Origin of the sequence: Mycobacterium sp. E2699 (assembly GCF_001666745.1) — a bacterium.
Taxonomy (GTDB): domain Bacteria; phylum Actinomycetota; class Actinomycetes; order Mycobacteriales; family Mycobacteriaceae; genus Mycobacterium.
Map to the genome: position 1 here is coordinate 148,432 of NZ_LZJH01000090.1, position 25,968 is coordinate 174,399.

General features: G+C 64.4%; 18 protein-coding genes and 1 pseudogene. 15 read left to right on the plus strand and 4 right to left on the minus strand.

The features are described 5' to 3' along the window. Nucleotides 1–5 precede the first annotated feature (5 nt). Together scpA and meaB are read left to right on the plus strand one after the other, a co-directional pair. The gene (gene scpA / locus A5696_RS16455) at nt 6–2,261 is read left to right on the plus strand and encodes a methylmalonyl-CoA mutase (RefSeq protein WP_067881015.1); all 2,256 of its coding nucleotides are present in this window, start codon (nt 6–8) and stop codon (nt 2,259–2,261) included. A gap of 85 nt (nt 2,262–2,346) precedes the next feature. Beyond that, complete coding sequence (gene meaB, locus A5696_RS16460; protein WP_067881071.1) at nt 2,347–3,327, plus strand: methylmalonyl Co-A mutase-associated GTPase MeaB; 981 nt, start codon at nt 2,347–2,349, stop codon at nt 3,325–3,327. Between the two features lie 11 nt (nt 3,328–3,338). Here the strand turns inward: meaB and A5696_RS16465 are convergent, their stop codons facing one another. Continuing rightward, on the minus strand, nt 3,339–3,527 hold the full coding sequence (locus A5696_RS16465) for a hypothetical protein (protein WP_067881017.1): 189 nt from the start codon (nt 3,525–3,527) through the stop codon (nt 3,339–3,341). A 251-nt stretch (nt 3,528–3,778) separates the two neighbouring features. Here A5696_RS16465 and A5696_RS16470 point away from each other — a divergent pair, with 251 nt between their 5' ends. Further along, complete coding sequence (locus tag A5696_RS16470) at nt 3,779–5,059, plus strand: serine hydrolase domain-containing protein (protein WP_369803359.1); 1,281 nt, start codon at nt 3,779–3,781, stop codon at nt 5,057–5,059. Nucleotides 5,060–5,070: 11 nt separating this feature from the next. Here the strand turns inward: A5696_RS16470 and A5696_RS29195 are convergent. Further along, a pseudogene (locus tag A5696_RS29195) lies at nt 5,071–5,282 on the minus strand (dodecin family protein). Between the two features lie 302 nt (nt 5,283–5,584). On the opposite strand from A5696_RS29195, the gene A5696_RS27700 reads away from it, so the two are divergent. The 10 genes from A5696_RS27700 to A5696_RS16520 all read left to right on the plus strand — a co-directional run bounded on the left by A5696_RS27700 (nt 5,585) and on the right by A5696_RS16520 (nt 18,023). After that, nucleotides 5,585–8,797: a hypothetical protein gene (locus tag A5696_RS27700; protein ID WP_156738426.1), complete on the plus strand. Its 3,213-nt coding sequence runs from the start codon at nt 5,585–5,587 to the stop codon at nt 8,795–8,797. Nucleotides 8,798–9,073: 276 nt separating this feature from the next. After that, nucleotides 9,074–9,991, plus strand: a complete 918-nt coding sequence (locus tag A5696_RS16480; RefSeq protein ID WP_082969038.1) for a 2OG-Fe(II) oxygenase — start codon at nt 9,074–9,076, stop codon at nt 9,989–9,991. A gap of 127 nt (nt 9,992–10,118) precedes the next feature. Further along, nucleotides 10,119–11,120 (plus strand): glycosyltransferase family 2 protein, encoded by a 1,002-nt coding sequence (locus tag A5696_RS16485; protein WP_067881025.1) that lies wholly within the window; start codon nt 10,119–10,121, stop codon nt 11,118–11,120. Between the two features lie 11 nt (nt 11,121–11,131). Continuing rightward, nucleotides 11,132–11,629 (plus strand): GtrA family protein, encoded by a 498-nt coding sequence (locus A5696_RS16490; RefSeq protein WP_231964350.1) that lies wholly within the window; start codon nt 11,132–11,134, stop codon nt 11,627–11,629. A gap of 2 nt (nt 11,630–11,631) precedes the next feature. After that, nucleotides 11,632–12,507 carry a glycosyltransferase family A protein gene (locus A5696_RS16495; RefSeq protein ID WP_067881029.1) on the plus strand — a complete coding sequence of 292 codons (876 nt, stop codon included), beginning with the start codon at nt 11,632–11,634 and terminating at the stop codon, nt 12,505–12,507. 300 nt (nt 12,508–12,807) lie between these two features. Then, a complete protein-coding gene (locus A5696_RS16500; protein ID WP_067881031.1) occupies nt 12,808–14,325 on the plus strand; it encodes a glycosyltransferase family 87 protein in 1,518 nt (505 codons plus the stop codon). Nucleotides 14,326–14,373: 48 nt separating this feature from the next. Continuing rightward, the gene (locus A5696_RS16505; RefSeq protein ID WP_156738427.1) at nt 14,374–15,378 is read left to right on the plus strand and encodes a rhamnan synthesis F family protein; all 1,005 of its coding nucleotides are present in this window, start codon (nt 14,374–14,376) and stop codon (nt 15,376–15,378) included. Between the two features lie 35 nt (nt 15,379–15,413). Next, on the plus strand, nt 15,414–16,184 hold the full coding sequence (locus tag A5696_RS16510; RefSeq protein WP_231964355.1) for a methyltransferase domain-containing protein: 771 nt from the start codon (nt 15,414–15,416) through the stop codon (nt 16,182–16,184). 77 nt (nt 16,185–16,261) lie between these two features. Then, nucleotides 16,262–17,023: a GAP family protein gene (locus A5696_RS16515; protein ID WP_067881077.1), complete on the plus strand. Its 762-nt coding sequence runs from the start codon at nt 16,262–16,264 to the stop codon at nt 17,021–17,023. Beyond that, entirely contained in the window at nt 17,010–18,023 is a 1,014-nt protein-coding gene (locus tag A5696_RS16520) for a glycosyltransferase family 2 protein (protein ID WP_082969040.1), read from the plus strand. Before A5696_RS16515 ends, A5696_RS16520 begins: the two co-directional genes overlap by 14 nt. On the opposite strand, the gene A5696_RS16525 is transcribed toward A5696_RS16520, so the two are convergent. Continuing rightward, nucleotides 17,976–19,313 carry a hypothetical protein gene (locus tag A5696_RS16525; RefSeq protein WP_231964351.1) on the minus strand — a complete coding sequence of 446 codons (1,338 nt, stop codon included), beginning with the start codon at nt 19,311–19,313 and terminating at the stop codon, nt 17,976–17,978. The genes A5696_RS16520 and A5696_RS16525 overlap by 48 nt on opposite strands. Nucleotides 19,314–19,435: 122 nt before the next feature. Between A5696_RS16525 and A5696_RS16530 the strand changes: the two genes are divergently transcribed. Beyond that, nucleotides 19,436–21,190, plus strand: a complete 1,755-nt coding sequence (locus A5696_RS16530; RefSeq protein ID WP_067881080.1) for an AMP-binding protein — start codon at nt 19,436–19,438, stop codon at nt 21,188–21,190. A gap of 6 nt (nt 21,191–21,196) precedes the next feature. Here the strand turns inward: A5696_RS16530 and A5696_RS16535 are convergent, their stop codons facing one another. Beyond that, nucleotides 21,197–24,898 carry an RND family transporter gene (locus A5696_RS16535; RefSeq protein WP_082969041.1) on the minus strand — a complete coding sequence of 1,234 codons (3,702 nt, stop codon included), beginning with the start codon at nt 24,896–24,898 and terminating at the stop codon, nt 21,197–21,199. Between the two features lie 205 nt (nt 24,899–25,103). Between A5696_RS16535 and A5696_RS16540 the strand changes: the two genes are divergently transcribed. Then, a complete protein-coding gene (locus tag A5696_RS16540) occupies nt 25,104–25,889 on the plus strand; it encodes a phthiotriol/phenolphthiotriol dimycocerosates methyltransferase (RefSeq protein ID WP_082956413.1) in 786 nt (261 codons plus the stop codon). The last annotated feature ends 79 nt before the right edge of the window (nt 25,890–25,968 follow it).

Below are 25,968 nucleotides of genomic sequence, written 5' to 3' on the forward strand. Positions count from 1 at the left end.
CCGCTATGACGATGACGACACCCGCGATCGGCAGCTTCGCCGACGTCCCGCTGCGCGGCGAACGCGACGTGCCGCGGCCCACCGAGTCCACCGTGGAAGAGCAGGTCGCCGCGGCCGCGTCGGCGCACGGCTATGCGCCCGAGCAGTTGCGGTGGCACACGCCCGAAGGCATCGACGTCAAGCCGGTGTACATCGCCGAGGACCGCGCCGCCGCGGTGGCCGAGGGCTACCCGCTGAACAGCTTCCCCGGCGAACCGCCCTTCGTGCGCGGCCCCTACCCGACGATGTACGTCAACCAGCCCTGGACGATTCGCCAGTACGCCGGGTTCTCCACCGCGGCGGATTCCAACGCGTTCTACCGGCGCAACCTGGCCGCCGGCCAGAAGGGGCTGTCGGTGGCCTTCGACCTGGCCACCCACCGCGGCTACGACTCCGACCACCCCCGCGTCCAGGGCGACGTCGGAATGGCAGGCGTGGCAATCGATTCCATCCTCGACATGCGCCAGCTGTTCGACGGCATCGACCTGTCCGCGGTGTCGGTGTCGATGACGATGAACGGCGCCGTGCTGCCGATCCTGGCGCTGTACGTGGTGGCCGCCGAGGAGCAGGGCGTGCCGCCGGAGAAGCTGGCCGGCACCATCCAGAACGACATCCTCAAAGAGTTCATGGTGCGCAACACCTACATCTACCCGCCGAAACCGTCGATGCGCATCATCTCCGACATCTTCGCCTACACCAGCGCCAAGATGCCGAAGTTCAACTCCATCTCGATCTCCGGCTACCACATCCAGGAGGCAGGGGCCACAGCGGATTTGGAGCTGGCCTACACGTTGGCCGACGGCGTCGACTACATCAAGGCGGGACTGGACGCCGGCCTGGACATCGACAAGTTCGCGCCGCGGCTGTCGTTCTTCTGGGGCATCGGCATGAACTTCTTCATGGAGGTCGCCAAACTGCGGGCCGGCCGGCTGCTGTGGAGCGAACTGGTCGCCGGGTTCGGCGCCGAGAACCCCAAATCGCTGTCCCTGCGCACGCATTCGCAGACCTCGGGCTGGTCGCTGACCGCCCAGGACGCCTTCAACAACGTCGCGCGCACCTGCATCGAGGCGATGGCCGCCACCCAGGGCCACACCCAGTCGCTGCACACCAACGCCCTGGACGAGGCCCTGGCGCTGCCCACCGACTTCTCCGCGCGGATCGCGCGCAACACCCAGTTGCTGCTGGCGCAGGAGTCGGGCACCACCCGGCCGATCGACCCGTGGGGTGGCTCCTATTACGTGGAGTGGCTGACCCACCGGCTCGCGCAGCAGGCCCGCGCGCACATGGCCGAGATCGCCGAGCACGGCGGCATGGCGCAGGCCATCGACGACGGCATCCCCAAGATGCGCATCGAGGAGGCCGCCGCGCGCACCCAGGCCCGCATCGACTCGGGCCAGCAGCCCGTGATCGGGGTGAACAAGTACCAGGTCGACGAGGACCAGGAGATCGAGGTCCTCAAGGTCGAGAACAGCCGGGTGCGCGCCGAGCAGCTGGCCAAACTGCAAGAGCTGCGGGCGAATCGGGACCAGAAGGCCGTCGACACCGCGCTGGCGGAGCTGTCCCGCGCCGCTGCCGCCACCGGACGGGCGGGCGAGGACGGGCTTGGCAACAACCTGCTGGCGCTGGCCATCGACGCGGCCCGGGCCAAGGCGACCGTCGGGGAGATCTCCGACGCGCTGGAAAAGGTGTATGGCCGTCACCAGGCGGAGATCCGTACCATCGCCGGGGTCTACCGTCACGAAGCCGGAAAGGCCACCAACATCGCCACCGCCACCGAATTGGTCGAGAAATTCGCCGAGGCCGACGGGCGCCGGCCGAGGATTCTGGTGGCCAAGATGGGTCAGGACGGCCACGACCGCGGCCAGAAGGTGATCGCAACCGCGTTCGCCGACATCGGGTTCGACGTCGACGTCGGGTCGCTGTTCTCCACGCCCGAAGAGGTGGCCCGCCAGGCCGCCGACAACGACGTGCACGTCATCGGGGTGTCCTCGCTGGCGGCCGGGCACCTGACGCTGGTGCCGGCGCTGCGCGACGCGCTGGCCGAGGTGGGACGGCCCGACATCATGATCGTGGTCGGCGGCGTCATCCCGCCCGGCGACTTCGACGAGCTCTACGCCGCCGGGGCGGCCGCGATCTTCCCGCCCGGCACGGTGATCGCCGACGCCGCAATCGGCTTGCTGCACAAGCTCGCCGAGCGGCTGGGCTATGACCTGAGCCAGTGACGTCGTCAATGCTTCGCGCGAACGTGACGTCATGGCGGGAATCGGCCCGTTTTTTCGCCGTGACGTCACGCTCGGCGCGTGCCACATGAAGGGCTCCGTCGAGGACTTGGCCAAGGCCGTTCTCGGCGGCGACCGCGCGGCCCTGCCGCGGGCCATCACGCTGCTGGAGTCCACCCGCGCCGACCATCACGAGAAGGCGCAACGGCTGCTGCTCGAGTTGACGCCTCACTCCGGCAACGCCCACCGTGTCGGCATCACCGGGGTCCCCGGGGTAGGCAAGTCCACCAGCATCGAGGCGCTCGGCATGCACCTGATCGACGAGGGCCACAAGGTGGCGGTGCTGGCCGTCGACCCGTCGTCGACCCGCACCGGCGGCTCCATCCTGGGCGACAAGACCCGGATGGCGCGGCTGGCGGTTCACCGCGACGCCTACATCCGCCCATCGCCGACGTCGGGCACGCTGGGCGGGGTGGCGAAGGCCACCCGGGAAACCATCGTGCTGCTGGAGGCCGCGGGGTTCGACGTGATCCTGGTGGAGACCGTCGGCGTGGGCCAGTCCGAGGTGGCCGTGGCGAACATGGTGGACACCTTCGTGCTTTTGACCCTGGCGCGCAGCGGCGACCAGCTGCAGGGCATCAAGAAGGGCGCGCTGGAGCTGGCCGACATCGTGGTGGTCAACAAGGCCGACGGGGAGCATCTGGCCGAGGCCCGGAAGGCCGCGCGTGAACTGTCCGCGGCGATCAGGCTGATTCATCCCGGCGAAACCCTGTGGCGGCCACCGGTTCTCACGATGAGCGCACTCGAGGGAACCGGCCTGGCCGAGCTGTGGGAGACCATCGAGCGCCATCGGCGGGTGCTCGCCGACGCCGGGGAACTCGACGAGCGCCGGCGGGCCCAGCAAGTCGACTGGACCTGGCAGATGGTCCGCGATGCTGTCCTGGACCGGGTGTTGTCCAACCCGGACGTGCGCAAAATCCGCGCCGACGTGGAACGCCAGGTCAAGGCGGGGGAGCTCACCCCGGCGCTGGCGGCGCAGCAAATACTCGAGGCCGCGTCGGATCGGTAGCCGCCCCGATCTCAGTCGCTCGGTGGGTTGGGACCTTGGTCCGTGACGATCGTCTGCAGCAAGTCGATGATCTGCCGTTTCCCGGCGGCCGGCGCGTCGAACTTGCCCCGCATCTCGCTGACTCCCCGGTCGACGTGCTCCCGGAGGCCGCCGAACTCGAGAGCGGTGACGCGGCGGGATTCAAGATTCCCGGAGTCCACAACCGGAGCGTATCCCTATCCGCGGGTACCCCACGTCCCCTTTTCCCCAGATCTCGGCCCCGGCGAGGAGATGGCGCCAGCCCCTGCGCAAAATCCGCGCCGACGCGCCGTGCCAGGTCACGGCCGAGACGGCGGGCCCACTCGGGGATTCCGCAAATAAAGACCATCTCGCGGGGTCTAACGGAAAGGTAACTAAGTGGCTTTTTGCCCTACAGAAGGTATGAATTCTTAGTAACTTTAAGACTGTGACAATGGAGTCCCGGGTTGATCGCCGCGCGGTCCCTGTCCACGATGGTCCCGACGCAGGTCATCGTGTGTCCGGCGCGGCGGACCCACATTTCGGGTGCGTCGTTCGTGCTTTTTCCACCATGTTCCCCGCCCGCCGGTTCGGCGGCGGGGCGCTGGCCGTGTACGTCGACGGTCAACCTGCCGTGGACGTATGGACCGGCTGGGCCGACCGGGGCGGTCAGGTGCCGTGGTCGGCCGACACCGCGCCGATGGTGTTCTCGGCGACCAAAGGCATGGCGGCCACCGTCATCCACCGGCTCGCCGACCGCGGGCTCATCGACTACGAGGCCCCGGTCGCCCTGTACTGGCCGGAGTTCGCGGCCAACGGCAAAGCCGAACTGACCGTGCGACAGCTGATGAGGCACCAAGCCGGGCTGTCGGGCCTGCGCGGCGCCACTCAGGAAGACCTGCTGGACCACGTCCGGATGGAAGAGCGGCTGGCGGCGGCGTCGCCGGGACGCCTGCTCGGCAAGTCCGCGTATCACGCGCTGACCTTCGGCTGGCTGATGTCCGGGCTTGCCCGGGGCGTGACCGGCAAGGGTATGCGCACGCTGATCCGCGAGGAGCTCGCCGAGCCGTTGGGCACCGACGGGATGCACCTGGGCCGGCCGCCGGCCGAGTCCCCGACGCGGGCGGCGCAGATCATCATGCCGCAGACCATCATCGACAACCCGGTCCTCAACTACGTGACGCGCAAGGTCGCCAACGAGCTGTCCGGCGGATGGCGGTCCATGTACTTCCCGGGCGTGATCGCCGCCGTCCAAGGCGATATCGCGCTGATGGATGGCGAGATCCCGGCGGCCAACGGGGTGGTGACCGCGCGGGCGCTGGCGCGGATGTACGGGGCGATCGCCAACGGCGGCGAGATCGACGGCACCCAATTCCTGTCCCGTGAACTGGTTGCCGGCCTCACCGGCCGGCGAAGTCTGCGTCCGGACCGAAACCTGTTCGTGCCGTTGGCTTTCCACTTGGGTTACCACAGCCTGCCGATCGGCAATGTGATGCCGGGATTCGGCCACGTCGGGCTGGGCGGGTCGGTCGGCTGGGCCAACCCCGCGGAAGGCGTGGCGTTCGCGCTGGTGCACAACCGGCTGCTGACCCCGTTCGTGATGACCGATCACGCCGCGTTCGTCGGGATCTACAAGCTGATCCGCGACGCCGCCGCGAAGGTACGCAAGCGCGGTCTGCAGCCGGTGACCGAATTCGGGGCGCCGTTCTCAGAGCCGGGCGCAGTCGCCGGCTAAAGCTCTACGGCCTAGGAATCCCCCTGGCGGAAGCCGACTTTCATGGCCGCCGTGGTGTGGTTGACGTCATCCTTCCCAGATGGCCACGGATCGACTTCACCTTGAACTAGTCTGGGCCGCGCATAGTCTCCGGTGCCCGAGCTGGACCGCTCCGGATAGCCGCGTCAACGCCGTCCGGCGAGGTACCGACGATCTCGATCACGCGGAAGGCGTGATTGTTCATCGCGTCCCTTTCGGGGCTGCGTTTGCAGCGCGAGTTACGGCACGCATGCCTGGCTCAAAAATCCGTAAACCACAGAGATCTGTCTATGCGTCAGTCCGGGTTATACGTAGCGGGGCTGGTCCGACTGCGAACCGATGCGCCGCGCCTTCGATTTAGCCTGCCCCGCTTGCCGAAAACGTCCATGTTCAGACAGGCACCTCTCGTACGCTCGAGTCATCGGGCCGTATATGTAAGGCATTCGCCCTTCTCTCGGTTGAACCCTTGGGTCGGGTTTTGAGGCAGGGGCTGAGGGGGCGTCCCGCATGGTCGGTCAACACGGAGCCGTAACCGTTCAGGAACGGACCGCACACGCCGCGGTCAATTTCGACCAGAACCAGTCGGTCTCGATGAAGGCGCCAACTGGGGCGCTGCCGCGGCGGAGCCACACGTTCACGGTGCTTGCTGCGGTTGCCTGTACGGTTCTTGGCGCCAAGCTCATCGCGATTTCGGCATTTGGTTCGCCCACACCTTTGGTGGATCAGTGGGACGGCGAGGCAGCGAATCTCTACTCGCCGTATCTGAACGGCACCCTGTCTTTCGCAGACCTCTTCGCCGCGCACAACGAACATCGCATCTTCCTCACCCGTGTGCTCACTTTGGCGCATTTAGAGCTGGCCGGAGAGTGGAACACACGCTTGGAGATGATCCTCTGCGCCATTCTGCACACAGCGTTAGTCGGCTGCCTTACCGCGCTGCTAATTCCGCTTGTCGCGCCGCGACGCCGAACGCTCTTCGTTTGTTTCGTGGCATTTTTGTTCGTGTTTCCCATCGGCTATGAGAACACGCTTTTGGGATTCAACTTCCACTTCTACCTGACATTGTTGTTCGGCGTAGCGTCACTGGCTGCGTTCGCCGCCGCAGGCCCATTCTCCTGGCGCTGGTTCGGCGGACTGGTCGCCGCCGTCCTGAGCTACCTGTCGCTTGCGTCGGGCGTGGCCACCATTTTGGCCGCCGCGGTGCTAGTCGGGCTGCAGATGGCAACGAATGCAAGAAAGCGGTGCGGTCGCGAGTACGCGGGCGCTGTCGTCATGGCATCAATCGCTGTGGCGATGATGCTGTCGGAAGCGTCGATCGCGAAGCCGATGTCTAGCATGTGGACATTCATCCAAGGACTGTTGCTGCTCGCCGCAATGACAATCGCTGGACTGGTGCCGACGGTCTGGTTCACCCGGCAAACGCTTGCAAGGCATCCAGCGATTTTGGATCGCGCCTGGGTGGCAGTCGGAATTGCGGGGTGGGTCGCCGCGCAACTGGTGCTCGTCGCGTACGGCCGAGGAACCGCCATCGCTGTGAGGTACATGGACATCGTCCTGCTGGTCTATCCGCTGGGATCAGTGGCGGTGTTCGCGTTCGTCGATAAGGTGCACGCCGGGCGACTCAGTCGGCTTGTCAGACCAGGCGCGGTGGCATGGGGGTTGTGTGTTGTCGCAGCCTTCGCAGCAGCGGGTTACGCTTCTGTGCTCGGTTCAACGGCGTGGCGCACGTCGGCACACCAACAGCTAGTCAATGTCCAGGCCTACTTCGCCACCGGTAACGTTGACAAGCTCAAAGTGAAAGGTGATCCCGGCCTCAAGGCCGATCTCACCTATCCCAACCCGCAGCGGTTGGCCGCCGTCCTTCGAGATCCCGCTGTCAGGGCGATCCTGCCACGCGAGATCCGACCCGCGGACGCCGACAATGCGTGGGCCCGAAACCGCATGTGGCTCAAGGGATCTCTCGCCGGTGCCACCGCCGCCGCGGTTCGGCTCGCGCTCCAAGCGGGCCCCATATTGGTGGGGCTCGGGGTAGCATTACTCTTCGCTGTCGCGGCACGAGGGCGCATCCGCGCCGCCCGAGGCCTACGTCATATGACGTCACGCGACCTAACGCAACATGATGACGCGGACTCGGCTGCACCCTGCGTCCCGTCGCGTCTAATGCCGAACTCTGGTTGGTTTATCAGGCTAGCGCCGCGAGTGGTGCGCTCGGCAGTTCGGCGGCGCTGCTCGGCAGCTGCCGACATATCCCCGAGAGCGCTCCTCCTCAGCAGCGTCTTGCTAATGTCGGCTCTTTCAGCAGCGATCTGCTTTGTTCTCGCCCAGTATTTCTCCGTCGACACGTTTTCCTCTCTCGTCTACCTCCCAGATGACTGCTGGCTGGATTGGGGTATGAACGTCGGACGTCACTGTTTCAGTGATTACGCAATGCCGGTGACCGTCGGTGCACTGCCCAATCCATGGAAGCCTTATCCGCTGTTCATGTACCCGGACTATCGGCCCTTCATGAACAACTATCCCGCGGCCGGGATGGTCCCGCAGATGACCTTTGCACTCCTGGGTAAGGGTCTTGGCGCGCCCAGGATCGGGTTGTTCGGGTACTTGCTTGTCTTGGCGATCGCGGTCGTTAGCCCCGCTTGGTGGGCGGCACGCGGCGCACGTGGGCTGGACCGGATCGTCGTCTTCGTTGCTTGCGGCGTCGCGGCAGTCCCGGCATGGACGACTGTTGACCGTGGTAACTCAGTGGGATTTTTCGTTCCGATCGCCCTCGTTTGCCTAGTGGCGCTGCGCCGACAGCGCTGGGGTCTCGTCGCCATCATGGTGGTACTCGCCGCACTCATAAAACCCCAGTTCGGCATACTTGCCGTCGCTCTGCTTGCGGCACGGAAGTGGCGCCTTGGCGGAATCACGATTGGTGGAGGGTTGATCTGCAATCTTGGCGCATATGCGCTATGGCCGGCGGACTTTCCGGCCACGGTGATGCAGTCGGTGCACAATACCCTCGGATATGGTTCGCCCAGTTCGAGCATGGGACTACTAAACGTCTCTTTCGCAAAGGGGCTGCTTGCGATTCCGGACGGCATCGAAGGGCTGAGGAGTGGGGGCACGTTGCCCAACGGCTTCCTGGCAGGCCCACGATCCGTGCTCGGGTATGCCATTCTCGTCCTGGTTGTTGGATCTATATTGCTCCTTGGGCGCCGCATACCACCGGTTGTGGTAGGCATTGCGCTGCTGGCAGCCGTCTCGCTCTTCCCCGCCGTGACCAACAGCTACTATCTGGTGTTCGTGTTGCCCGTCGCCGCCGTCTTGATCCGGGATCCCAGTGGGGCATCCGGATGCGGAATTTTTGATCGACTCGAACCTCTGGCGACTCCTCGTCGTACAGTCGGTATTTGCGTGAGTCTGGCCACGGCGCTCAGCATCGCCCAGGTCGCGGCGCCGTGCGCGCCGTTCCAGATGCTGACCCTCGGGCCTGGGGGAGCTGTCGTTGGTACGACGGCGGTCGTACGCACCAGCGTGGTCCTCGCGCCGATCTTCTGGCTTATTGCCTGTGCGGTAATCATCATCTCGTTCGCGCGTAGGCCGGCCGTCGGCGATCAAGTGGATATCGTCACCGCGTCGATGCCAGCCGAATCAACGCTTGCGGCGGCCGGACACCCTAGGCCTTCGGGGCTTGATCTGGGTCCTCCGCAAGCTGCCGCTACCTCGAATCCAACCTAGAATTGATATCCAAATATGCCCGGGGTGGCACCCTTTTCAATGACCTCGAGACTAGTTTGCGCCAAGGCACGGCCCTCTTGAGAGGACAACTGTTCCAAAGGACTGTTGTTGGCCTTGGCGGACACGATCAAGGATAGTTGGGATCAGCAGGTCGATCTGGGCGTTGCGATGCGGGGGAATCCCCTTGACGCCGCGCTTGCGAGTTGATGACGTGACCCAGATCCGTCGCGACGAACAATTCTGGGAACTACCGTGTCGTAGTCTCTATCTCGTTGTATGGTCACGGTGTTGAGGCGAGGAGACAACCGGGGGACTGCCGTGGCGGATGATGTTTTCAACATAGAAGAACTTGAGCGGAACGCGCCGGACCTGAAATATGTGTTCGAGGCAGCGGAGCCGTTCCCGCACCTAGTCATTGACGACCTCGTGCGATTGTCTCCGTTGGAGGCGAGCTCTTTCCCCGGCATCTCTTGGCCGGGGTGGAACGAGTTGGGCGACCGCTACCAGCAGAACAAACGGGCATGTGCGGATATCGACAGCATCCCGGAACCGTTCAGAGCGCTGATCAGGCAGCTTTCCGAACCGCGGTTCCTAAGGGTCCTTGAGCAAGTAACCGCCATCAAGAATCTCCTGCCGGACCCATACTTGGCCGGGGGTGGTCTGCACCTGAGTGGTTCTGGTGGAATCCTCAGCCCCCACACCGACTTCCACTACTACCGTGCCCTGAACCTTTACCGCCGTATCAATGTCCTCGTCTATCTGAACGAAGATTGGTCTCTGCGGGACGGCGGTTGCCTATCGCTGTACGACAAGCAGGGCCACGCGATTAAGACCATAGTTCCTGAATGGGGCAGGGTCGTCATCTTCCGCACTGACGACGAGTCGGTGCATGGGTTCCCCGTCCCAATCGCTGCGGACAAGTGGCGACGCTCGGTAGCACTTTACTACTACACCGCTGCTCCAGCTGAAAATTTCAGTGGCGACGAGACGACTTACTGGAGAGAACACGGGGAACAGTCTGGTGTTGTGCGGAGGGTTCGATTCCTCATCTACCGCGGTCTACTGAACCTCAGCCGCGCGATCAGTATCGCGGCCCACGTAGCGAACCCAAACCAGGGCCTAGGTCTGGTGAGGACGGCTCTGACGAACCGCCGGAAGGCTAAGCGGAACGGCGACGAACCAGCTGGTCAATAACCGTCGTTCTACCGCACACCGTACCGGTAAGCCGGCCGCGACCCGTTGCGTTACAAGTTGTTGAAATCGATACGTGAGAATCGCGAAAGCCGCACGCAGACCGAAGCTGAGACTTACATTAGCGCCTATGACGTTGGTGTGTCGCCCGGCAGTCTCGGTGGTGGCGCCTTGCTTTGACGAGGAAGACGTGCTGCCGCTGTTTCTGAAACGGGTTGAGAGCGTGTTGGATTCGTTGGGCGGGACCAGCGAGCTGGTTCTGGTTGACGACGGTTCGAGCGATCGGACTTGGGAAATCATCGAGAAGGCAGCCGTGGAGGATCGGCGCGTCGTTGGTGTGCGGTTAATGCGGAACCATGGGCATCAGCTTGCTCTCACTGCCGGCCTGAGTGTGTGTCGCGGGGAGCGTGTACTGATCATTGACGCTGACCTGCAGGATCCGCCAGAGCTGTTGCCCGACATGATGGCTTTGATGGACGAGGGCGCCGATGTTGTCTACGGGCAGCGTCGTCGGCGCGACGGTGACGGCGTGCTGAAGCGCGCGACGGCGGCACTCTTCTATCGCGTGATCGGCCGCATGACTGATGTTGATATTCCTTGTGATACAGGCGATTTCCGGTTGATCACGCGTCGGGTGCTGGATCTCTTGGTCGCTATGCCAGAGCGGCACCGTTTTGTACGAGGGATGGTGTCGTGGATTGGCGGCAAGCAGGTTCCTCTGTTATATGACCGCGACGCGCGTGCGGCTGGCCAGAGCAAGTATCCCTTCGCCAAAATGTTGCGGTTTGCCGCTGATGCCATCACGTCGTTTTCCATGGTGCCGTTGAGGTTGTCAGTGATCTTGGGCTGGGTGATGGCGTCCATTGGTTTTGCTGCGGCGATCAACTCGATTTACGGCGCGCTTTATGGTCACACGGTTCCGGGGTGGAGTTCGCTCATGGCTGCGATCGGCCTGCTGACGGGGACTCAATTCCTCATGCTTGGAATCATCGGCGCCTATTTGGGTCGACTCTATGACCAGAGCAAGGGCAGGCCGCTGTTTATGATCCGCGAGATGATTTCGAGTGGAGAAGCGTCGGCGGCGGAGCCGGTCAGTCACGAGGTTGCCTCGCCGGTCCAGCTTTCCGCCTAGGCAGGTTGGCCATGGTTCTTGATGCTTTTGATCAGAAAGCGCGCCCGCCGGCGGGAATGACCGGTGTGCCCGGCCCGCTGTTCCGGTTGGTGCGGGACCAGCGCGTCGCCTTCCTCATCGTGGGCGGCATGAACACAGTTATTGGCGCGGTCTGGTTCGTCTTTTTGCTGTGGCTCTTCCCTTCTGGTGTCGTCGGTTACCTGGGCGCGTTGCTTTGCTCGAACACAGCTGGTGTGCTCTGCGCCTTCGTGCTCTACCGCAGATTCGTGTTTCGGGTTACGGGTCACGTATTACGCGATTTGGTTCGGTTCGAGCTGGTCAATCTCTCCACGCTGAGTTTTAACGTTGCCGCGCTGCCGCTGTTGGTGGAAGCGTTCGGCTGGCCGGTGTTGCTTTCTCAAGTGGTCATCACCGGAGCGACTGTTGTTTACACGTGGTTTGCTCACCGCGGTTTCTCGTTTCGCCGTAGTCCAGCTGAGCTCGGCCTGGCCGAGCAACAGCAAGCCTAGTCGTGACGCCGCGGGTATCGGTTGTCGTTCCGGCCTACAACAGCGTTGGCTTCATCGGATCCACCATGCGCTCAATCCTGCAGCAGAGCTTCAGCGATTTCGAGCTGGTGGTTTCCGACCATACGTCCACCGACGGCACCTGGGAGATGCTGCAACGTTTCACCAACGACCCCCGGGTTCGCCTGAGCCGGTTGGCTTCTGGTGGAGGCGCGCCGGCAAATTTTAAGGCCGTCACTGATCTGGCAACCGGCGAATTCGTCAAATTGGTCTGCGGCGACGACCTGCTCAAGATGGAGAGTCTGGCGGAACAGGTGGCGGCGTTAGACGCGCACCCGGCGGCGGTGATGGCCGCGAGCCCGAGGGACGTCATAGATGCCGCGGGGACACCGGTGTTGCGCAACCGCGGATTAGCCGGACTCCGTGGGGAGGTTGACGGTGAGGAAGCTATCCGGCGGACGGTGGCAGCAGGTACGAACATCTTCGGTGAGCCGGCGGCGGTGTTGTTCAGGCGCGAGGCTTTGGCCGATGCGGGCGGTTGGGACGATCGCTTCCCTTATCTAATCGATCAGGCGACTTACTGCGCGGTACTGCTCCGGGGAACGCTTGTTGCAGTCCCTCGCTCGCTGGCCGCGTTCCGGGTCAGCCAAGCCCAATGGAGTGTGCAGTTGGTGCGCGCGCAGGCCGAGCAGTCCATTGGCTTCAACCGCGAGTTCGCTGCGGCGAATCCCGGCCTAATTGCTAGGCACCACCTGCTGGCCGGCGAGATGAGGGCTCGCGCTAATGCCATCGGCCGCCGCGCCGTCTATCGTTGGCTCGGCTGGCGGATGCGCCATGTGGCCCCTGACGGGGGCCAGATGGCGTTGGATCCGCGGAGGTAGGCAAGGCAACACGATAGCCAGATCGTCGACGTATCACTACCACAACTTAATTGATATCCGTGCCCCGACTGCTGTGCGAATTTTGTAGCAGCACGACAACTTTCCGCAGGATGCACATCAGCGTAACGCCACTGCCAGGTCGGCGTCCGATTTCGTCCTGACAGCCTGCCGAATCCCTCATACGCCCGTCGTCGGGGACGGAACTGGGTTAAACTTCCGAGCGGCTGAGGTGGGCGGCGGACTCTGCTCCCGTGCTGGTTGGAGCAGACCCAAGGAGATTCATTGAAGCGACTCCTCGACATGTTGCAGAATGCAGTTTCGTCGGCTCGGAAGCTGCTTGTGGCGGTTTCCGGTCAGTCGGAGCGCACCATCTTGGTCAGCACAGTCCTGCTGGCCTCAACGGTCTCGTTGGCGACGGGCTTTGTTCTCGCACAGTACTACTCGATCGACGCCCTTTCCTCCCTTATTGTTTTCGTCCCGGATGACTGCTACCTCGACTGGCCCACGAAGGTTGGTCGACACTGCTTCAGTGATTATTCGATAACCGTGGGCGTCGGGATGGCCGCCAACCCATGGGATCCGTACCCGCTGTACTTCCCCCCAGACTTCAAGCCGACCCACTTCAATTACACGGCGGCCGGCATGGTGCCACATATGATCTTCGGGTTGGTGGGGAAATGGCTGGGCGCCCCGCGACTGGGATTGTTCGGCTACTTGGCCGCTTTGACGATGGCCGTCTTTACGCCCGCCGTTTGGGCGGCCCGCGGTGCCCGGGGTCTGGAGCGGCTAGTGGTTTTCGTGGCGTGCGGCGCCGCGGCGATCCCGGCGTGGGTGGTGATCGATCGAGGCAACTCCATCGGGTTCGTGGCGCCGATCGCGCTTGTTTTCTTGGTCGGGTTGTGCCGGCGGCGCTGGCGCCTCGTCACAATCGTGGTGGTCTTGGCCGCGCTGGTGAAACCGCAGTTCGCCGTTCTGGCTGTCGCGTTATTCGCTTGCCGGCAATGGCGGTTGGGAGGTCTTGCGGTGGCCGGAACCGTCGTTTCCAATCTCGCCGCATATGCGCTGTGGCCGCGAGACTTTCCGGCGACAATCGCCCAGTCGATCCGCAACGTCCTCGGCTACAGCAGTGGGTCGTATCAAGCGCTTGCCGCGAACTCCAATGTGTCGTTCGGGAAGATATTCCTCGCGATTCCCGACGGCCTCAAGGCCCAGGAAACGGGGGGCACAGTACCGGAGGGCTTCCTTGCCGGTCCGCGATCGCTGATCGGGTATGCGGTGCTCGTTCTGGTCATCGTCGCGGTTCTGGCTCTCGGACGGCGCATCCCGCCGGTCATGATGGGGATCGTGCTGCTGGCCGCGGCTTCCCTCTTCCCCGCCTTGACTAACCCCTACTATCTGATCTTCGTGTTACCGGTTGCCGCCCTGGTGGCGCGCGATCCCGACGGACCGCCGGGGACTGGGATATTCGACCGGCTCTCGACTGTCGGCGGCCGGCGTCGCGCAGTCGGTATCTGCGTGAGTCTGGCTGCGGCACTCTGCATCGCCCAGATCGCGCTGCCCGGTCCGCCTTATCACGTCGCAGATGTTGTGGGACAGATGGGGGGCCCCCACACGAACACCGTGGTTGTCAGCAGCACAGTATTCCTTGCTCCGCTCCTCTGGCTGGTCGCGTGTGCGGCGACTCTTGTCTCCTACATGCGGCGCCCGGACCAGTCGTCGCACCGCGACCCGGAACCAGCACGGCCAGCACGGGAAGCTGCTAGCGCATCCGCCGCATCGCGTACGATCGCGGAATTGTCGCCACAACGACCGGCGTGATCTGCGAAACTTCTTGCAACGGTACGCATCAGACGCTACGGAGTGATCTTGAAACGCCTGGAAAACCTGCTTACTGCCTCCGAGCGCGCGAAGGCCGCGATGCTCTACCGCTTCGGCGGCGACGCATTGGATTTCATTTGTGAAACCCACCTGGAACTCCCGGCGCAGCCTCCGCTTGATCAGCGCACGCTGGTTTTCTTCGCGCACTTCGATCCGCAGGGTGTCGTCGACCCGTACGTCGCCTATTACCTGAAGGCGCTCCATCGCCTGGGAGCGGCGATCGTCTTTGTGTCGGGCTCGCCGACTCTCGCGCCTGATTCGGTCGCTCCGATTCTCCCGTTGTGCGCCGGCATCTACACACGTCGCACTCTTTCACTCGACTTCGGTTCTTGGCACCTCGCGTGGCGTATTCAGCAGGAGTACGGCTGGTCGCTCGATCAGTTCGACCGCTTGACTTTGGCCAACGACAGTGTGTTCGGACCACTTTTTCCGATCGAAGAGATGTGGAGCGCGTTCCACGACGCCGACATGTACGGCGCTATCGAGAGTGCCGAGTCCGGCCCCCATCTGCAGTCCTTCTTCCTGTCGTGGGACCTCAACTCGCGTACTCGTGCATTCCTTGACGACTTGTGGAATGACTTTCGATACATCGTCGACAAGCAGCGGTTGATCCGGCGATACGAGATCGGTTTGTCGAAGCGCGCGCGTGTAGAAGGACTTAGCATCAAGCCGTTCCTCTCGGCCGCTGCCGTGAAAGCAACATATGGGCGCTCACCGGCGCATCAGTGGACAAGCAGGTTCTCCGGACCACCGGTCAACAACACCCTTTACTTCTGGGATGGCCTCATCGAGCACCTCCGGTTCCCGTTCCTCAAGACCGTGCTGCCGCGATACAACGACCCCCGTCATGACTCCATGTCGCACCTGCGCGACTTCATCGAGCGTCACACCGAATACCCCTACGAACTGATCCAATCCAACGTAGACAGGCTTGGCTGCGGAGCCCCGTTCTGGGCCAAGCCATCGGCCGCGCCGTCCCGTCGGCGCGTGTGATATATGAGGAAGAAGTGTCCCGAGCAGTGAAAGAAATGCTGGCTTCAAGATCAATGACCGACCTCTACTTGAATCTGAGATTCGCTCCAGTTCGACTGCACCGTCGGCGCAAGTATTACTCGTTGGTCGAGAAGAAGTACGGCATCGAGATCGGTGGCCCGAGTTCACTTTTCAAGACCGTACTGCCCCTTTATCGAATCGTTGGAGGCCTGGATGGCGTCAACTTCTCGACGGACACCATTTGGGAAGGAAATATCCAAGCCGGCGATAGTTTCAACTACTATCGCGAGAAGTCCGGCCGCCAATTCATCGCTGATGCGACAGACCTGAGCGAAATCGGCGATGCATGCTACGACTTTCTGCTCTCCTCGAACTGCCTTGAACACGTCGCCAATCCCATCAAGGCCCTCAAGGAGTGGAGACGAGTTATCAAAGCCGGTGGAGTGATGGTACTCGTACTCCCAAGGAAGGAAAGCAATTTCGACCACCGCCGTCCGGTGACCAGTATCGAACACCTGATGGACGACTTCGCGGCCCAGGTGGAAGAGGACGACCTCACCCACCTAGAGGAAATCTTGGCGCTGCATGACTTAGGCAGAGATCCGCCCGCGGGTGATTTAGAGCATTTTAGGCAACGAAGCCTGAACAATCTCCAGAACCGAACGCTTCACCACCATGTTTTCGATGTCGCACTGATTGAAGCAATGCTCGCCGGTCTGGAGTTCGAGATCCTGGATGTCACGACGACCAGAACCGATTTCTTCGCACTCGCCAGGAAGGCTGAGAGCGATCTCGCTGCCGGGTAAGCGCACGTGAGTCCCCTATCCTGCGGATTTGCCGGTAACGCCGCGAGGCGTGCCGTGGCAAGGTAACGTCCCCAGTGATGTGGACTGGCGTGCTGTTAATCGGGGTGGGGATGGCGCTCGACCCACTCCGTCTGGGGTTCGTCGCGGTGATGATGTCGCGGCGGAAACCCATCGTGAACCTGTTGGCATTCTGGCTGGGCGGCGTTGTTACCGGTGTCATCGTCGGGATCGGCGTACTGGTGCTGATGCGCGACGTCGCTTTGGCAGCTGTCCGAAGCGCCGCCTCCGCGATCACGGAAGTCAGGTCCGCTGTCGTCTTTTTGGCCGGCCCCCGTCTTCAGCTCACCCTGGGTCTGCTCATGCTCCTCCTTGTCGTGGTCATCACGGCTCGAGCGAGGGCGGCCGGGCGAGTGCCGACGCCGCAGCCGACCACCGGCGGTGGCACGGCGACCCTTGTCAAGGAAGACCGCCCGCGCAATCCGTTCGTATGGCTCGCGGGCCGCACCAAGGAAATGCTGGACTGCGATGTCGTATGGCCGGCGTTCGTGGTGGGTCTTTCGTCGACATTTCCGCCCTACGAGGGCGTGGTGCTGCTTGCTGTGATCATGGCGTCGGGAGCCACTGTAGGTGCACAATTCTGCGCATTCATCATCTTCACTCTCTTGGTGAATGGGCTCGTCGAGATTCCCCTCGTCGGATACCTGCTCATGCCGGAGAGGACCGAGGCCGTGATGCTGCGGTTCCACAACTGGGTGCGCACATACCGTCTACAGATCACGCAGGTCATGTTCGGCGGTACGGGCCTGATAATGCTGACGCAGGGTCTTGCCGCCCTCTGAGACTGCTACTGACGGCGCGGTATCGGTGAATCACGACCAGGCTGACGGGCCGCCTGGAACCCTGCTGGTCTCGGTGTGCGTGCCGATGTACAACAACGCCGGCACGATCGAGCGCTGCCTGCGCAGCATCCTGGCCCAGGACGGTGTGGACTTCGAGATCGTCGTCGTCGACGACGACTCGTCCGACGACGGGCCCGCCATCGCCGCGTCGCTGCTGCGGCCGGGGGACCGGCTGGTGAAGAACCAGCCCCGCCTCGGGCTCAACGGCAACCACAACAAATGCCTGGAACTGGCCCGCGGCACCTGCGTGCAGTTCGTGCACGGCGACGACTGGCTCCTGCCCGGTGCGCTGGCGACGCTCGCCGGGTATTTCGAGGACCCGGCCGTCGGGCTGGCGTTCGCGCCGCGCAAGGTGGTGGGCGACGACGAGCGGTGGCAGCGCCGATACGGCAGGATGCACACCCGCTTTCGCAACCTGCAGGAACGCAACGACGGCGCGTCGCTGGTGCGGCAGATCGCCGCGCGGGGCGCGAAGGAGAACTGGGTGGGCGAACCGACCAGCGTCATGTTTCGGCGCCGGCTGGCGCTGGAGGCGGGGGGCCTGCGGAACGACATCTACCAGCTCGTCGACGTGGACTTCTGGTTGCGCCTGATGCTGCGATCGACGGTGTGCTTCGTTCCAAAAGAACTGTCGGTGCGCAGTCACATGAAGGGGACGGAAACGACCCACGTCATGAGCACCCGACGCTACGTGCTCGACCAGCTGCGCATTCTCAGTTGGCTGGCCGTCGATCCGGTCTCACCCCGTTCCATCCGGATCCTGGCGCGGCTCTGGTGGTTTCCCGCGTGGCTGGCGCTGGTGGTGGAGATCGCGGTGTTCGGGCCCCAGCGACGGGTGCACCTGAAGGCGTTGGCGCGGGCGCCCTTTCGGGAGTTCTCCTACGCCCGCAGCCTAGCCGTGGATCTCTGCGGTCAGGCCGAACTCGCCGAACGTGCGTGAGACGTCCTCGCGCAGCGCGTCTTGCGAGTTTGTCCGGCCGGCGAGATAGGCATTGACGGTGATCCAGATCTTGTTGGCGCCGCGCCCAGACACCACGAATAGCTGGCCACTCATGCGTTCGAGGGCGCGCCTGTTGATGGCGGGTTCGATCAACCGCCCGGACGCGTAGTCGGCGTCGGTGCCGTCGGGGCGCATCACCGCGGGGGGCATGTCGCCGACGTTGGAGCAACCGATGGGCAGGGCCGCCGCGCCGAGCCCCATTCCGGCGGCCCTGCGGGCCACCCACTTCGGGGTCAACGAGGTCAACGGCAGCGGCCCCAGCAATTCCTCGGTGAGCTCGGCCAGGTCGGCGAAAGCCTGCTTGAACTTGAGACGGGCCTCGCCCAGGTCGGACGCCAGGTGCGTCGGGTCGACCGACACGGTGGGGAACACCACCGCGTTGCCGCGGGTGTCGGCTTCGGTGCGATCGCTGACGGGAAACGCCAGGGTGACCGTGCCGTCGCCGCAGACGCGTCCCATGCGCACGCCGAGCCTGCCTGCGAATCCGGCGAGAAGCGTGAAGCCGTTTCCGCCAATGCTTTTCGCGCGCGCATCCCACTCCGCCAGGTCGACGTAGGCGGTCACCGACGGCACCACGACGGGCGGCTGATCACCGGCGCGCCGCGGCGCCGGTGGTGCCGACCTCATCGAGGCGGCGACGTCGGTGAACCTGTGCCGGGCGATGCGCGCCGTCGCGGCCACCGCCCGCGCCAGTTCCGGTGCGGACGCGAGGGTTTGCCGTGCGTCCTGCATCATGGCCCGCCGGCGGGCGCGCGAACGCGGATAGGGATAACCCAGGTAGCGGGTCCGTCCGTCGGCCGCGTCCGCGATCGCCTGCAGGATCCCGAGCCCGTCGACGAGGGTGTGCGAGGTGGTCAGGCAAACCGCGGTCCCGCCGTCGTCCAGTGGCAGCACCCCGATGTGCCGGCCGGGCCCGTACTCGGGATCCAGCGGCAGGCAGGCCCGCTCATGCAGCCAGGCGTTCAGGTTTGCCCGGGGGCGTGCAGTCCGGGCGACCTCGATGTCGTCGGGCCCCCGGGATATCACCCACCGATCACGAGCGAACGGCAGCGGAGACGGTTCGACCAGCCGCCCCAGCAGCCCATAGCCGAGATTGCGGTGGAAACGGCGCAAACCGTCAAGATCTGCCGGGCGGTTGTAGATCCAGACGAACTGCACCAGCGCGCCGTAGCCAAGCGCCCGCAGGCCCAGGAAAGAGGCCTGGTCCATGTGTGCGAGTCGGTTGTCCACCGCGCTCACGGTAGTTTATTTGCCGGTTGGGCGGGTCGCTACGGCCCGCACGGCCCGTTGGTACGGTTGTAACCTCGCCGTTCCAGGCCGGAAAGGCTTCCGACGAAGGTAGTGTGTTGTCCGTGGTTCAGTCTTCGATCCCTGCCGTGCTGCGCGAACGCGCGAGCCTGCAGCCCAACGACCCGGCGTTCACATTCCTTGACTACGAGCAGGATTGGGAGGGTGTCACCCACACCCTGACGTGGTCGCAGCTGTATCGCCGCGTGGTCAACCTCGGTGAGCAGCTGAGGGCCAGCGGGTCGACCGGTGATCGGGCACTCATCCTGGCCCCGCAGGGGCTCGACTACGTCCTGGGCTTCCTCGGTGCCCTGCAGGCCGGGCTTGTCGCGGTTCCGCTTTCCGTTCCCTACGGCGGCGCGCACGACGAACGCACCATCTCGGTGCTCGCCGACACCTCACCCGCCGTCGTCCTCACGACCTCCGCGGTCTCGGACATGGTCAACGCCTCCGTGGGATCGCAGCAGGGCCAATCCGCGCCCGCCATCGTCGAAGTCGATCTGCTGGACCTCGAGACCCGGCAGCGTCCCGCGGGGCCCAGACCCCGGCCCGGCGCCACCGACGGCTCCGACTTCATCTATCTGCAGTACACCTCCGGGTCCACCCGCACGCCCGCCGGTGTCATGGTCTCCAACAAGAACGTCCTCGCCAATTTCGAGCAGATCATGGGCGATTTCTTCGCGCCCGAGGGCGGGATCGCGCCGCCGGACTTGACGGTGGTGTCGTGGCTGCCGCTCTACCACGACATGGGCCTTCTGTTGGGGATCATCATGCCGATCCTGGCCGGCGTGCCCACGGTGCTGTCCAGCCCGGTCGGGTTCCTGCAGCGGCCGGCCCGCTGGTTGCACATGATGGCAAGCAAGCCATGCACGATCTCTGCGGGACCGAACTTCGCCTACGAGCTCGCGGTGCGCAAGACGTCGAACGAGGACATGGCCGGGTACGACCTGGCCGGCGTGCACACGATCCTCAACGGCAGCGAGCGCGTGCAGCCGGCAACCCTGAAGCGTTTCGCTGACCGGTTCGCCCCCTTCAACTTCGACACCCGGGCGCTGCGGCCGTGCTACGGGATGGCCGAGGCCACGGTGTACATCGCGACCCGCCAGGTCGGCAATCCGCCCGAGATCGGCCACTTCGACGCCGAGAAGCTGCCTGGCGGCGAGGCGCAGCGGTGCGAAACCGGAAGCGGCACACCGCTGGTCAGCTACGGCGACCCGAAATCGATGCTGATCCGCATCGTCGACCCGGACACCGGTCGCGAGTGCCCCGACGGGAAGGTCGGCGAGATCTGGGTCCACGGCGAGAACGTCGCCGCCGGCTATTGGCAGAAACCCGAAGAGACGGAGCGCACCTTCGGCGCCAAGATCGTCGAGCCGTCGCAGGGCACACCCGAGGGTCCGTGGCTGCGAACCGGTGACTCGGGTTTCTTCTCCAGCGGCGAACTGTTCATCATCGGCCGCATCAAGGACCTCTTGATCGTCTACGGCCGCAACCACTCTCCCGACGACATCGAGGCGACGATCCAGGAGATCACCGCGGGCCGTTGCGCGGCGATAGCGGTTCCCGACAAGGGGGTGGAGAAGCTGGTCGCGATCATCGAGATGAAGAAGCGCGGCGACACCGAGGAGGAAGCCGTCGACCGCCTGCGGGGCGTGAAACGCGAAGTCACCTCGGCGATTTCGAAGTCCCATGGGCTGAAAGTTGCCGACCTGGTTCTGGTGTCACCGGGCTCGATCCCGATCACCACCAGCGGCAAGATCAGGCGATCGCAGTGTGTCGAGCTCTACCGGCAGGACGAGTTCGTCCGCCTGGACGCGTAGGGGCTGCTAGAGCAGCGGGTGTTTCCCGCGCCCGTTGCCGTTGCTGCCCCGAGTTGACGGGACGTCCGCACCGAACAGCGGCAGCGAATTGTCGTCACGGTCATCCGCGGCCGCTGGTTCGCCGTGCCCATTGCCGTTGGTGCCGTTCGCGTGCCCGTTGCCGTTGGCGCCGACGGTGATTGGCCGACGGGCCAGCAAGTCCTGCCCGAACAGCGGTAGCGACTGAGCGAGATCGTCGTCGCTGTCCCGCTTGCCATGGCCGTTGGCGGCGGGCGCGGCATCCGATGCCGAATCGAAAAGATCGTCGGTCACGTGATCCGGCAGACCGCTGAGGTCGAACAGGGGCAGGGCGTGTTCGGGGAGGCGTGCGCCCGACCGCTGGCCATTCTTGGCGGCCGGCGCGGCCTTGGCGACGCCCGTCCGCCGACGCGACTTGTGGCCGGGCGGAACGAGTTTGAGGCGGACGAGCAGATCGTCGGGGATCCACGGCTGGCCCGCGCCGTTCGTCGCCGGGGAATCCGCCGCCGGGGCCAACGCCTCCCGGCTGGGAATCACCTTCATCCGGACCAGCTGGTCGGCCAACTGGTCGAGCTGTTGCTTCTTGCGCTGGTGGGCCGCGTATACCTGGGCCGGGCTCTTGCCGAGATTGGAGGGCCACCAGTTCTTCTGGCCGATCAGCGCGGCCATGGCCGGCACCGTGATCGAGCGCACCAGGAACGTGTCGATCAGTATGCCCATCCCCAGGATGAAGCCGGCCTCGGCCATGGTGTAGATGCTGGCGCTCATCAACCCGAACATCGAGGCGGCGAAGATCAGGCCGGCCGACGTGATCACGCCCCCGGTCGAACCCACGGTGCGAATGACGCCGACCCGCACGCCGTGCGGGGACTCGTCGCGGATGCGCGAGATGAGCAGCATGTTGTAATCCGCGCCGACCGCGACGAGCAGGATGAAGGACAGGCCGGGCAGGCTCCAGTGCAGGTTCTGCCCGAGGATCATCTGGAACACCAATACGCCCAGACCCATTGCCGACAGATACGAAAGCAGCACGGAGCCAATGAGATACAGCGGCGCGACAACCGCCCGCAGCAAGCCGACCAGGATCAGGAACACGATCATGATCGTGGCGAACACGATGTAGCCGATGTCGTTGTTGTAGTAGTCACGGGTGTCGGCGAGCCCGCTCGGCACACCGGCCACCTGCACCGTGGCGTCCGACAAATCGGTGTTGGGCTGCGCCGACTGCGCGGCCTTGATGATCTTCGGGATCTGATCCATGGCGGCGGTGGAGAACGGGTTGAGCGCGCTCTGGATCAGGTAGCGCGCCGCGTGCCCGTCGGGGGACAGGAAGATCGCGGCGCCCTGCTTGAATTCGTCCCTGGTGAGGATCTGCGGGGGGATGTTGAAGCCGGACATCGACGGCTTGTTGTCGGTGTCGTGCTTCATGGTCAGCAGGAATTGCGACGCCTCGTTGAGGCCGCTGCCGATCTGTCTGGTCGAATCGACGAGTTGTTTCACCCCGCCGGCGATGGCGCGGCTGCCGTCGGCGAGGGCGTTGGCGCCCTGCTGCGCATTGGCCATCGTGGACTGCAGGTCCCGGATCGTCCTCATGGCGCTGGCGGCCTGAGTCAGGGTTTGTTGGGCCGTGTTCAGCGTCTGCCCGACCGTCTGCGCCTTGCCGGCCGATTGCAGGTTGTGGGCCATGATCTTGATCGAGTTGAGGGTGCCGTCGTTGTTTGCCTGCACCATCGCGGCCAACCCCGAACGCGAGCTCACGCACCCCGGATCGGCGTTGCAGTCGGGGCTGTTGTTGAGGGCGTTCAACATCGGGGTGGCCCACGCCGCGATGTTTTCGGCGTTCACGGTGGACGTGTTGAGGTTGTCGCCGAGCGTCTTCATCTGCCCGGTGAGGGAGGCGCCCTGGTCGAGCGCGGCGATGGTGCGATCGCCGCCCGCCATTTGTTCCATCGCCGTCAGCGCCGAGACCGCCGGGCCGAGGCTGGTAAGGGCGCCGCTGACCTGATCGCGCAGCATCGCCAGGGCGTCGGCCAACTGGTTGGAGCCGTTGACCAGCCGGTCCAGATCGCTCCCGTGCTCGGTGATCTGGCGGGATCCGTCGTCGAGCTTGCTGCCGACCTCACCGGCCTGGAACGAGATCTTGGTCTGCTCCAGCGGTTCGCCGTTGGGCCGCGTCAATCCCCGCACCATCGTGATGTCGGGCAGCTGGCTCACCCGGGCGGCCATCTGCTCCAGGTCGGCGAGCGCGGCCGGCGTCCGCAGGTCGTGGGACGGCGACTTGATGAACAGCACCATGGGTGTCAGCGCGTTCGCCGGGTAGTGGCGGTTCATCACGTCGTAGCCCTTGGAGCTGTCCACGGACGCGGGCATCGTCTTGAGATCGTCGTAGTTGAAGCGCATCACGGCGGTGCAACTGGCCAAACTGATGAGCACGATGAGGCTGCCGATCAGGTGGATCTTCGGCCGGCGCACCACGCGCGTTCCCATGATCCGCCACATCCGAGTGGTCAGGTCGCGCCGGGGCTTGATCCAGCCACGACGTCCGGCCAGCACCAACAAGGCGGGCAACAGGGTTACCGAGCACAGGAATGCCACGATGACCGAAATCGAAATCGCCGGTCCGACAGTCGAAAACACTTCCAACTTGGTGAAGACCATCGCCAGGAATGCGACCGCGACGGTGGCCGCCGACGCGGCGATCACCTTGCCGATCGACATCAGCGCCATCTTCACCGCTTCGTCGGACGTGTGGCCGCGCCGCACATAGTCGTGATATCGGCTGATCAGGAAGACGGCGTAGTCCGTCCCCGCCCCGACCATGACTGCGGTCATCAGGACGAGGGTCTGGAGGGCGAACGGCAGGCCGATCTCGCTCAGCCCGGACAGGACGCCCTGCGAGGTTCCGATGGATGCGCCGATGTTGATCAGCGGCACCAGCATCGTGACGATGTTGCGGTAGATCATGAAGAGAATCAGCAGCACGGACACCACCGTGCCGATCTCGATGAAGTGCGCGTCCTCCAGCGCCATTTCGGTCGCGTCGGCGATCGTGGCCATCGGTCCGCTGACGTGAGCGGTCAGCGTGGTTCCCGCGGTGACCTCTTTGGCGAGCTCTTTGACGTGGTGGTAGGCCGCGATCGTCGACGGCGCGGTGCCCGCACCGGGGAACGAGATCGGCAGGATGAAGGCTTTGCCGTCCTTGCTGGCCAGGACCTCGCGCATCTGCGGGTTGGTCAGGAAGTCCTGCACCGTGAGCTTGTCGGCCTTGTCTTGGCGAAGCTTGTCCACCAGCTTGGCGTAGACCGCCTCGTCGGCCGGCGTGATGCCGTTCTCGTCGCTGAGCAGGATCATCAGCAGGGAGCCGCCGCCGCCCAACGGATTGTCGCCGCCGCCCTCCCCGGCGGCGTCCGGGGCCTTTTTGGCGTCCCCGCCGGCCTTGGGGGCACCGGGCATGGCGAAGGCCTTGGCCATTTCCTGGTTGACGACCACCGTCGGAGCGTTGTCGGGCAGGGCCTTCGGCTCGCGTTTACTGGCCTGTACCGGCAGCGGCGGAAAGACCAGCGCCAGGGTGACCGCGACTCCGATCCAGCCGGCGATGACAAGCAGGGGCCACCGCACGACGATGTCGCCTATGCGGTCGAAGATTCCCCCAGGCTTGGCTGCCTCGCCCGTGCCAGTCCGGCTCGACACCCAAACAACCCTACAAGTTAGCCCGCGGTCGTGTGGCCTAATCACGATCTGGGCGGTGACCGTGATCCCGCCGTGATCTTGACAGCGATTCCGCTGGTCAGCGCGTTGCTACGCGGCGAGTGAGCGGGCCGATAAGCCGTCCCGGCGACGGGGTCAAGACGCCCATTCGGCGTGTGGCGCCGTGGATCCGTGTAACACTCTCCCCATGGCCATCGGTTACCGCCTGCAATCCAACCCGCTCGTCGGCAAACTCACCACGAAGTACTTTCTGCCGCTCGGCACCCGCCAGGTCGGCGACGACGTCGTTTTCTTCAATTTCGGCTACGAAGAGGACCCGCCGATGGGCCTGACGCTGGCGGCGTCCGACGAGCCCAACCGGTACTGCATTCAGCTCTACCACGTGACCGCCTCACAGGTGGATCTCACCGGCAAGAAGGTGCTGGAGGTCAGTTGCGGGGCCGGCGGGGGAGCGTCGTACATCATGCGCAACCTGGGCCCGGCCTCCTACACCGGGCTTGACCTGAACCCCGCCAGCATCGAGAAGTGCCGGGAACGGCACCAGCTGTCGGGCCTGGATTTCGTGCAGGGCGACGCCCAGAACCTGCCCTTCCCCGACGAATCGTTCGACGCGGTGATCAACGTCGAGGCCTCCCACCAGTACCCGGACTTCCCCGGTTTCCTGAAGGAGGTGGCGCGCGTGCTGCGCCCGGGCGGGCATTTCCTGTACACCGACTCCCGCCGGGCCCCCGTCGTCGCCGAATGGGAGGCCGCGCTGGCCGACGCGCCGCTGCGCAAGGTCTCCGAAAGGGACATCGACAAGGAGGCCAAGCGCGGGCTGGACGCCAACACCCGACGGACCCAGCAGCAGATCAGTGGCCGCCTGCCGGGATTCGTCAACTCCCTGATCCGCTACGGCGTCGGCGTGATGGACTGGGACCTGCGCCGCGCCGGCGGGTTCTCGTACCGCGTCTACCACTTCGTCAAGGATTGATGCGGGGTCAAGGATTGATGCGGGTCCAGCGCGCACCGGAAGCGAAGGGCCGGACTCCGTCATGAAGTTTGCCTTGGCG

What these genes read in the sequence shown, in the direction of transcription:
- A5696_RS16500 (WP_067881031.1), top strand. Translation starts at nt 12,808, where the DNA reads ATGTTGCAGAATGCAGTTTCGTCGGCTCGGAAGCTGCTTGTGGCGGTT.
- A5696_RS16510 (WP_231964355.1), top strand. Translation starts at nt 15,414, where the DNA reads ATGCTGGCTTCAAGATCAATGACCGACCTCTACTTGAATCTGAGATTC.
- A5696_RS16515 (WP_067881077.1), top strand. Translation starts at nt 16,262, where the DNA reads ATGTGGACTGGCGTGCTGTTAATCGGGGTGGGGATGGCGCTCGACCCA.
- scpA (WP_067881015.1), top strand. Translation starts at nt 6, where the DNA reads ATGACGATGACGACACCCGCGATCGGCAGCTTCGCCGACGTCCCGCTG.
- A5696_RS16470 (WP_369803359.1), top strand. Translation starts at nt 3,779, where the DNA reads ATGGAGTCCCGGGTTGATCGCCGCGCGGTCCCTGTCCACGATGGTCCC.
- A5696_RS16490 (WP_231964350.1), top strand. Translation starts at nt 11,132, where the DNA reads ATGGTTCTTGATGCTTTTGATCAGAAAGCGCGCCCGCCGGCGGGAATG.
- A5696_RS27700 (WP_156738426.1), top strand. Translation starts at nt 5,585, where the DNA reads ATGGTCGGTCAACACGGAGCCGTAACCGTTCAGGAACGGACCGCACAC.
- meaB (WP_067881071.1), top strand. Translation starts at nt 2,347, where the DNA reads ATGAAGGGCTCCGTCGAGGACTTGGCCAAGGCCGTTCTCGGCGGCGAC.
- A5696_RS16540 (WP_082956413.1), top strand. Translation starts at nt 25,104, where the DNA reads ATGGCCATCGGTTACCGCCTGCAATCCAACCCGCTCGTCGGCAAACTC.
- A5696_RS16485 (WP_067881025.1), top strand. Translation starts at nt 10,119, where the DNA reads ATGACGTTGGTGTGTCGCCCGGCAGTCTCGGTGGTGGCGCCTTGCTTT.
- A5696_RS16480 (WP_082969038.1), top strand. Translation starts at nt 9,074, where the DNA reads ATGGTCACGGTGTTGAGGCGAGGAGACAACCGGGGGACTGCCGTGGCG.